The 1,295-nt window shown below is 56.3% G+C and carries 1 rRNA gene; it reads right to left on the bottom strand.

Annotation, left to right across the window (positions count from 1 at the left end):
- A 23S ribosomal RNA gene (locus IE255_RS38835) occupies positions 1-1,295 on the bottom strand; the annotation flags it as partial.

Consider the following 1,295-nt stretch of genomic DNA (forward strand, 5'->3'; position numbering starts at 1 on the left):
CACACGTTACCGTGCTTCCATATCCGGCCTATCAACCCAGTCGTCTACTGGGAGCCTTACCCTCTCTAGGAGGTGGGAGTCCTCATCTCGAAGCAGGCTTCCCGCTTAGATGCTTTCAGCGGTTATCCCTCCCGAACGTAGCCAACCAGCCATGCCCTTGGCAGAACAACTGGCACACCAGAGGTTCGTCCGTCCCGGTCCTCTCGTACTAGGGACAGCCCTTCTCAAGACTCCTACGCGCACAGCGGATAGGGACCGAACTGTCTCACGACGTTCTAAACCCAGCTCGCGTACCGCTTTAATGGGCGAACAGCCCAACCCTTGGGACCGACTCCAGCCCCAGGATGCGACGAGCCGACATCGAGGTGCCAAACCATCCCGTCGATATGGACTCTTGGGGAAGATCAGCCTGTTATCCCCGGGGTACCTTTTATCCGTTGAGCGACGGCGCTTCCACAAGCCACCGCCGGATCACTAGTCCCGACTTTCGTCCCTGCTCGACCCGTCGGTCTCACAGTCAAGCTCCCTTGTGCACTTACACTCAACACCTGATTGCCAACCAGGCTGAGGGAACCTTTGGGCGCCTCCGTTACCCTTTAGGAGGCAACCGCCCCAGTTAAACTACCCATCAGACACTGTCCCTGATCCGGATCACGGACCCAGGTTAGACATCCAGCACGACCAGACTGGTATTTCAACGACGACTCCACACTAACTGGCGTTAGCGCTTCACAGTCTCCCAGCTATCCTACACAAGCCGAACCGAACACCAATATCAAACTGTAGTAAAGGTCCCGGGGTCTTTCCGTCCTGCTGCGCGAAACGAGCATCTTTACTCGTAGTGCAATTTCACCGGGCCTATGGTTGAGACAGTCGAGAAGTCGTTACGCCATTCGTGCAGGTCGGAACTTACCCGACAAGGAATTTCGCTACCTTAGGATGGTTATAGTTACCACCGCCGTTTACTGGCGCTTAAGTTCTCAGCTTCGCCCCACCGAAATGGAGCTAACCGGTCCCCTTAACGTTCCAGCACCGGGCAGGCGTCAGTCCGTATACATCGCCTTACGGCTTCGCACGGACCTGTGTTTTTAGTAAACAGTCGCTTCTCGCTGGTCTCTGCGGCCACCCCCAGCTCAAGGCGTAAAGCCCATCACCAGAAATGGCCCCCCTTCTCCCGAAGTTACGGGGGCATTTTGCCGAGTTCCTTAACCATAGTTCACCCGAACGCCTCGGTATTCTCTACCTGACCACCTGAGTCGGTTTAGGGTACGGGCCGCCATGAAACTCGCTAGAGG

Source organism: Streptomyces lomondensis, assembly GCF_014651035.1.
In the GTDB taxonomy this organism is placed as follows: Bacteria; Actinomycetota; Actinomycetes; order Streptomycetales; family Streptomycetaceae; genus Streptomyces; species Streptomyces lomondensis.